This is a genomic window from Pseudomonas sp. AP42 (assembly GCF_001728935.1).
Classification (GTDB): domain Bacteria; phylum Pseudomonadota; class Gammaproteobacteria; order Pseudomonadales; family Pseudomonadaceae; genus Aquipseudomonas; species Aquipseudomonas lactis.
Map to the genome: position 1 here is coordinate 72832 of NZ_LYSO01000020.1, position 6669 is coordinate 79500.

Here is a 6669-nt window from a genome sequence, read left to right on the forward strand (position 1 = left end):
TTGTCCTTTCTGGAGCCGTACATGCAGTTACGACCACTCGTTCTACTCAGCCTGTTCAGTTTTCTGGTCGCCTGCAGCAGCGAAGCCCCCAAGCCGGCCGCGCCTCAACCCACCCCGGCGCAAGAGAAAAAAGTCCCAGGCATTGAAGACCTCGGCCCCCTGCCCGCCTATCAGCGCGAAATCAGCGGCAGCCTGACCAACGTGCCTGCCGGTGCCGAAGTCGAGATGGCGCTCCTGGTGATCGACGACCGTTCGCGCCCGCAGCAACTGCTCGCCAGCAGCGTACTGAGCGGCAACGGCAAGCCCCTGGCCTTCCGCCTGCGCTTTAACCCTGAAGCCTTCCCGGCCGGTGCGCGCGTGGAATTGCGCGGCCGCGCCAGCCAGTCCGGCCAGTTGATCCTGCATCTGCCTGCCGTGCGCGTCACCCAGGCGATCACCCAGAGCACCGGCCCCCTGCAACTCGTCAAGGCGCCATGACGCCACCGCTGGGCCTGCAACACGCCTTGAGCGCGTTGATTGGCGATGCGCAATTGGTGCCCTGCCCATTGCCGGGCACCGCGTTGTCGTTGTGGCTGCTGGACGCCGACAACATGGACCGCGCCTTCAGCCAGGAAGAAACCCGGCGCATCCTGCATGAGCCGCCCTACTGGAGCTTTTGCTGGGCCAGCGGCCTGGCATTGGCGCGTTACCTGGCGGCGCATCCCGAGTGGGTCGCCGGCAAACGCGTGCTGGATTTCGGCGCAGGTTCGGGCGTGGCCGGGATCGCCGCCGTCAAGGCTGGCGCCCTGGAGGTGGTGGCCTGCGACCTGGACCCATTGGCCTTGGCCGCTTGCCGTGCGAATGCCGAACTCAACCAGGTGGCGCTGAGTTATTCGGCAGACTTTTTTGCCGAAGCCGACCGCTTCGACCTGATCCTGGTGGCCGACGTGCTCTACGACCGCGCCAACTTGCCGTTGCTGGATCAGTTCCTCACTCGTGGCCGCGAAGCGCTGGTGGCGGATTCGCGGGTACGGGATTTCCAGCATCCGGATTACCGGCGGCTGGAGATCCTCGAGGCCTTGACCCTGCCAGACCTGGCCGAGCCTTGGGAGTTTCGTAAGGTGAGCCTGTACCATTCGCGGCGCGCTTGAGGCCATCGCGGCATAGGTATCTACACAACTCTGTAGCAGTCGACGGCAACCACGATGCGAAGCGAGCTGCTCTTGATCTGCTTTTGATCTTAGGCGCCCCGTTAAACCACGCTGGCCGAACGCAGGCTTGAATTCGTGGGTAACCCGGCAGGACGCCGGGTTAGCCGCCCCGCGCCATGGATGGCGCGTGGCGGCGGCCCACGGATTCAAGCCTGTGTTCGGGCACACCGAGCGTGAGCGAGGTGCCGAGTGGTGGGGCAAGAGCCCTTTGGTTACTTTGGGGCTCTTTTCCAAAGTGACCCGCTGTCAGAGCGGAACCCTAAGTGGCCGTTACCGCAGCAATGGATATGTACACAATCCAACCGTGTTGACTGCCAGGCCGCCTTCGCGAGCAAGCCCGCTCCCACATTTGGATCGCGGGGCGTCAGATGGATATGCGCCGGCTGTCTGGTCGTCACGGGAGCAAGCTCCCTCACCACAGGCTTAGCGTCGTACCGAAGTTGTGTAGATACCTATGGCCATCGCGGGCAAGCCCGCACAGGAATGCATTTGAAGGTGGGAGCTACCAGGATGCTTTCAGCCAACCTCGCCAGCCCTTATAGTTGCCCCCATTCCCGCTTTATTCGAGATGCCCCATGAGTGAGCCCACGCCGTACATCTTCGACGTCACCACCGCCAACTTCGACCAGGCCGTTATTCAGAACTCCTTCGAAAAGCCCGTACTGGTCGATTTCTGGGCCGAGTGGTGCGCTCCCTGCAAAGCGCTGATGCCGATGCTGGCGAAGATTGCCGAGAGTTATCAGGGCGAGTTGCTGCTGGCAAAAGTCGACTGCGAAGCCGAACAAGACATCGTGGCGCGTTTTGGCATTCAAAGCCTGCCGACGGTGGTGCTGTTCAAGGATGGCCAACCGGTGGACGGTTTTGCCGGGGCACAGCCGGAGTCGGCAGTACGGGCAATGCTGGAGCCCCATGTGCAAATGCCACCACCGGCTGCGGCGGACCCGCTGGAGCAGGCTCAGGCGCTGTTCAGCGAAGGGCGCATCAGCGAGGCCGAAGCGCTGCTGGTGCAGTTGTTGGGCGAAGACAACACCAACGCCGCCGCGCTGATCCTGTATGCACGTTGCCTGGCTGAGCGCGGTGAATTGGGTGAAGCCCAGGCCGTGCTCGACGCGGTCAAGAGCGACGACCACAAGGCCGCCCTGGCCGGGGCCAAGGCGCAAATCACCTTCCTGCGCCAGGCTGCGGACTTGCCGGACGCCGCCGAGCTGAAAAGCCGCCTGGCGCAAAACCCGCAGGATGACGAAGCGGCCTATCAGTTGGCGATCCAGCAACTGGCGCGCCAGCAATACGACGCGGCGCTGGAAGGGCTGCTCAAGTTGTTTATCCGCAACCGCGGCTACAGCGAAGGCCTACCCCACAAAACCTTGCTGCAGGTGTTCGAATTGCTGGGCAATGATCACCCGCTGGTCACGGTGTACCGCCGCAAGTTGTTTGCCGCGCTGTACTAACCCAACCTTGTAGGAGCGAGCTTGCTCGCGAAAAACGACAACGATAACGCGGGCATCCTGGATGAACGTGATACCTGAGAGTTTTTCGCGGGCGAGCTCGCTCCTACAAAGCGCCGACCCAGGTGTAGAGCGGGGTGTCGCCGCCGCTGGCCACCTTCACGTTGGCGCTGTGGCGCAGGCGCACCAGCAGGCGCTTGCCCGCCCCGGCATCGCCGGCCAGGCCTTCGAGTTGGTCGAGCAATTCCAGGCCATTGAGTTGCCCGGCCTTGCGCAGTAAATCCTGGGCGTTCTGCCACAGGTCTTCGTTCTGTTTGACCGGTGCCGCAGTAGGCGCGCTGGGCGTTGGCGCGGCCTGCAGTTGGGCGCCCAATCGCGCCCAATCGCCGTCGTCCAGCTCCAAGGTCAAGTCCACCGGCAGGTCGCCGATGGTTCCACGAATTCGCAACATCGTCCTTACTCCTGCATTTTTCTGACGGGCATGCTCCCACGCAGCTTGCGCAACACCAAGCGGGCGGTCAAACTCTCGGCTCAATTGTTATAAGATCACATAACAAAACTTTCATCCTGGAGCTCTCTCATGCGCCGTTTGCTGCTCGCTTTGCCGTTTGCCCTGCTGCCACTGGCTGTCGCTCATGCTCACGAAGACCATGACCACGAGCACGGCAGCCTCGGCGCCCATGAACATGGCGTCGGGCGCCTGAATGCCGTGCTGGACGGCCAGGTCCTGGAGCTGGAACTGGACAGCCCGGCCATGAACCTGGTGGGTTTCGAACATGTAGCCACCAGCGCCGCCGACAAGGCCAAGGTCGCCGCCGTGCGCAAACAGCTGGAAAATCCATCGGCCCTGTTCAACCTGCCCAAGGCCGCAAGTTGTGTGGTCAGCAGCCAGGAACTCAACAGCCCGTTGTTCGGTGACAAACCGGAAGCCGAGCATGACGACGATGACCACGCCACCGACGGCAAAGGCGCCGCCGCCCACAAGCATGATCACGACCACAGTGAAATCCACGCCCATTACCAGTTCACCTGCGCCACACCGGCAGCCCTGGGCAACCTGGACTTGAGCCAGGTGTTCAAGACCTTCCCCGCCACCCAGAAAATTCAGGTACAACTGATCGGCCCGAGCGGTCAGCAAGGTGTTGACGCAACCGCCACCGCCGCCACGCTGAAGTTCTGATTTGAAACAAGGTCCATGTGAGAGCTGGCTTGCCTGCGATACAGGCGACGCGGTGCAGCAGGCACACTGCCGCGATGCCATCGCAGGCAAGCCAGCTCCCACAGTGGATCGGCGCCATTTTCGACTACCAGGCGACACTGACTTCCCATGACTCAAGCGTTAATCGAACTGTCCGACCTGGGCTTCAACTGGCCCGGTCACCCGCAGTTGCTGGACATTCCCGCGTTCCGCCTGGAACCCGGGGAAACCTTGTTCCTCAAGGGCCCGAGCGGCAGTGGCAAGACCACTTTGCTGGGGCTGCTGGGCGGCGTGCAGAAGCCCAGCCAGGGCAGCATTCGCCTGCTCGGCCAAGAGTTGACCGAACTCTCGGCCGGCGCCCGTGACCGTTTCCGTGTGGACCACACCGGCTATATCTTCCAGCAGTTCAACCTGCTGCCGTTTCTGTCGGTACGCGAGAACGTCGAGTTGCCCTGCCACTTTTCCAAGCTGCGCGCGCAACGGGCCAAGCAGCGTCACGGCAGCGTCGACCAGGCCGCTGCGACCTTGCTCGCACACCTGGGTTTGAAGGACCCGAGCCTGCTGGAACGCCGTGCCGATTCGCTGTCCATCGGCCAACAACAACGGGTGGCCGCTGCCCGAGCGCTGATCGGCCAGCCGGAGCTGGTGATCGCCGACGAGCCCACCTCGGCCCTGGACTACGACGCCCGCGAAGCCTTCCTGCAGTTGCTGTTCGCCGAATGCCGCGAAGCGGGCGCCAGCCTGTTGTTTGTCAGCCATGACCAGAGCCTGGCGTCGCTGTTCGACCGCAACCTGTCGCTGGCCGAACTCAATCGCGCCGCCATGCCCGCAGAGGTTTGAGATGTATCTGTTCCGTCTAGCCATGGCCAGCCTGGCTAACCGCCGCTTTACCGCGATCCTCACCGCGTTTGCCATCGCGCTTTCCGTCTGCTTGCTGCTCGCGGTGGAGCGTGTGCGCGTCGAGGCGCGCAACAGTTTCGCCAGCACCATCAGCGGCACCGACCTGATCGTCGGCGCCCGTTCCGGCTCGGTCAACCTGCTGCTGTACTCGGTGTTCCGCATCGGCAACGCCACCAACAACATCCGTTGGGACAGCTACGAGCACTTCGCCGCCAGCCCTCAAGTGAAATGGGCGATTCCGATTTCCCTTGGCGATTCCCATCGCGGCTACCGGGTGATGGGCACCAACGAATCCTACTTCGAGCACTACCAGTACGGGCGCAAGCAAAACCTCGAGCTGGCCAGCGGCCGCGCCTTCGCCACCGACCCGTTCGAAGTGGTGCTCGGCGCCGAAGTGGCCGAGGCCCTGCATTACAAGCTCGGTGACAAGCTGGTGCTGGCCCACGGCGTGGCGGTGGTCAGCCTGGTCAAGCATGACGACAAACCGTTCACAGTGGTCGGCATTCTCAAGCGCACCGGCACGCCGGTGGACCGCACGCTGCATATCAGCCTCGGCGGCATGGAAGCGATCCATATCGACTGGCACAACGGCGTGCCGGCACAGGGCAAAGGCCGCATCAGTGCCGACCAGGCGCGCAATATGGACCTCACGCCGCAAGCCATTACCGCGTTCATGCTCGGCCTGAACAACAAGATTTCCACCTTCGCCTTGCAACGGCAGATCAATGAATTCCGTGGCGAGCCCATGCTGGCGATCCTGCCCGGCGTCGCGCTGCAAGAGTTGTGGAGCATGATGGGCACTGCCGAAAAAGCCTTGTTTGTGATCTCGCTGTTCGTGGTGCTGACCGGTTTGATCGGCATGCTCACGGCGATCCTCACCAGCCTTAACGAGCGCCGCCGCGAGATGGCGATCCTGCGCTCGGTGGGTGCGCGGCCTTGGCACATCGCAACGCTGCTGATCTTCGAAGCCTTCGCCCTGGCCTTGTCCGGCGTGGTGGCGGGCCTGGGGTTGCTGTACCTGTGCATTGCCGCCTCGCGGGGTTATTTGCAGGCCAATTACGGCCTGGACCTGCCGATGTCGTGGCCGAGCGAATATGAATGGACGTTGCTCGCCGGTATCCTGGCAGCCGCCCTGTTGATGGGCAGCGTGCCCGCGTGGCGCGCCTACCGCCAATCTTTGGCCGATGGCCTGTCCATCCGTTTATGAGGAAGGCTTCGATGCGTCGTGCCCTGTTTGCCCTGTTGTTGTTGATGGCCGTGCCTGCCTGGGCGCAGGAGCAGCCCAAGGATTTGTCCTGGCAGGAGATGATCCCGCCTGATGCGCCACCCGAAGTGCCCAATATGAAGCCGCTGCACGACCTGTCGAACATGGCCGATGCCTTGTCCGCCGAAGCCGCGCCGGCGGCCAAGCAGGACATGCCCAACGCGCCGGTGGTACAGAGCCTGGATGGCCAGCACATTCGCCTGCCGGGGTATATCGTGCCGTTGGAAGTCAGCGAAGAAGGCCGCACCACGGAGTTTCTGCTGGTGCCGTATTTCGGCGCCTGCATCCATGTGCCGCCACCGCCGTCGAACCAGATCGTGCACGTGAAAAGCGAGGTGGGGGTGAAGCTCGATGAGCTGTATCAACCGTACTGGATCGAAGGCGCGATGCAGGTCAAGCCATCGTCCAGCGAATTGGCCGATGCCGGTTACCAGATGGATGCCCAGAAGATTTATATGTACGAGCTCGAGGAATAACCCCACCAGCAAACACACCGAAGATCCAAATGTGTGCGGGCTTGCTCCCGAAGGCGGTGTATCAGTCACTGAGTCTTTAACTGAACCAGCGCTATCGCAGCATAGGTATCTACACAACGCTGTAACGGTGGACGGTAACCAAGATGCGAAGCGAGCTGCTCTTGATCTTGATCTGCTTTTGATCTTAGGCGCCCCG

At 62.4% G+C, this 6669-nt stretch carries 8 protein-coding genes; 7 read left to right on the plus strand and 1 reads right to left on the minus strand.

The genetic code is table 11. The features are described 5' to 3' along the window. Positions 1-21: 21 nt before the first annotated feature. The 3 genes from A7K61_RS10635 to trxA all read left to right on the plus strand — a co-directional run bounded on the left by A7K61_RS10635 (position 22) and on the right by trxA (position 2638). Positions 22-477, plus strand: coding sequence for a YbaY family lipoprotein (locus tag A7K61_RS10635; RefSeq protein WP_003194586.1), 456 nt, complete (start codon positions 22-24; stop codon positions 475-477). Continuing rightward, positions 474-1130, plus strand: coding sequence for a methyltransferase (locus tag A7K61_RS10640; protein ID WP_044269058.1), 657 nt, complete (start codon positions 474-476; stop codon positions 1128-1130). Before A7K61_RS10635 ends, A7K61_RS10640 begins: the two co-directional genes overlap by 4 nt. Before the next feature lie 635 nt (positions 1131-1765). After that, complete coding sequence (gene trxA, locus A7K61_RS10645) at positions 1766-2638, plus strand: thioredoxin (RefSeq protein ID WP_047711881.1); 873 nt, start codon at positions 1766-1768, stop codon at positions 2636-2638. A gap of 103 nt (positions 2639-2741) precedes the next feature. Here trxA and A7K61_RS10650 read toward each other — a convergent pair whose 3' ends face one another. Continuing rightward, positions 2742-3086 carry a hypothetical protein gene (locus tag A7K61_RS10650; RefSeq protein ID WP_044269065.1) on the minus strand — a complete coding sequence of 115 codons (345 nt, stop codon included), beginning with the start codon at positions 3084-3086 and terminating at the stop codon, positions 2742-2744. Between the two features lie 129 nt (positions 3087-3215). Here A7K61_RS10650 and A7K61_RS10655 point away from each other — a divergent pair, with 129 nt between their 5' ends. The 4 genes from A7K61_RS10655 (at position 3216) to A7K61_RS10670 (ending at position 6473) form a co-directional block, all read left to right on the plus strand. Further along, a complete protein-coding gene (locus tag A7K61_RS10655) occupies positions 3216-3815 on the plus strand; it encodes a DUF2796 domain-containing protein (protein ID WP_069557514.1) in 600 nt (199 codons plus the stop codon). A 147-nt stretch (positions 3816-3962) separates the two neighbouring features. Further along, positions 3963-4673 (plus strand): ABC transporter ATP-binding protein, encoded by a 711-nt coding sequence (locus A7K61_RS10660; protein ID WP_044269070.1) that lies wholly within the window; start codon positions 3963-3965, stop codon positions 4671-4673. A gap of 1 nt (position 4674) precedes the next feature. Further along, positions 4675-5940, plus strand: a complete 1266-nt coding sequence (locus A7K61_RS10665) for an ABC transporter permease (protein ID WP_044269071.1) — start codon at positions 4675-4677, stop codon at positions 5938-5940. A gap of 11 nt (positions 5941-5951) precedes the next feature. Beyond that, on the plus strand, positions 5952-6473 hold the full coding sequence (locus tag A7K61_RS10670) for a DUF3299 domain-containing protein (RefSeq protein ID WP_032895087.1): 522 nt from the start codon (positions 5952-5954) through the stop codon (positions 6471-6473). Positions 6474-6669: the final 196 nt, after the last annotated feature.

What these genes read in the sequence shown, in the direction of transcription:
- A7K61_RS10655 (WP_069557514.1), top strand. Translation starts at nt 3,216, where the DNA reads ATGCGCCGTTTGCTGCTCGCTTTGCCGTTTGCCCTGCTGCCACTGGCT.
- A7K61_RS10635 (WP_003194586.1), top strand. Translation starts at nt 22, where the DNA reads ATGCAGTTACGACCACTCGTTCTACTCAGCCTGTTCAGTTTTCTGGTC.
- A7K61_RS10665 (WP_044269071.1), top strand. Translation starts at nt 4,675, where the DNA reads ATGTATCTGTTCCGTCTAGCCATGGCCAGCCTGGCTAACCGCCGCTTT.
- A7K61_RS10670 (WP_032895087.1), top strand. Translation starts at nt 5,952, where the DNA reads ATGCGTCGTGCCCTGTTTGCCCTGTTGTTGTTGATGGCCGTGCCTGCC.
- A7K61_RS10640 (WP_044269058.1), top strand. Translation starts at nt 474, where the DNA reads ATGACGCCACCGCTGGGCCTGCAACACGCCTTGAGCGCGTTGATTGGC.
- A7K61_RS10660 (WP_044269070.1), top strand. Translation starts at nt 3,963, where the DNA reads ATGACTCAAGCGTTAATCGAACTGTCCGACCTGGGCTTCAACTGGCCC.
- A7K61_RS10650 (WP_044269065.1), bottom strand. Translation starts at nt 3,086, where the DNA reads ATGTTGCGAATTCGTGGAACCATCGGCGACCTGCCGGTGGACTTGACC.
- trxA (WP_047711881.1), top strand. Translation starts at nt 1,766, where the DNA reads ATGAGTGAGCCCACGCCGTACATCTTCGACGTCACCACCGCCAACTTC.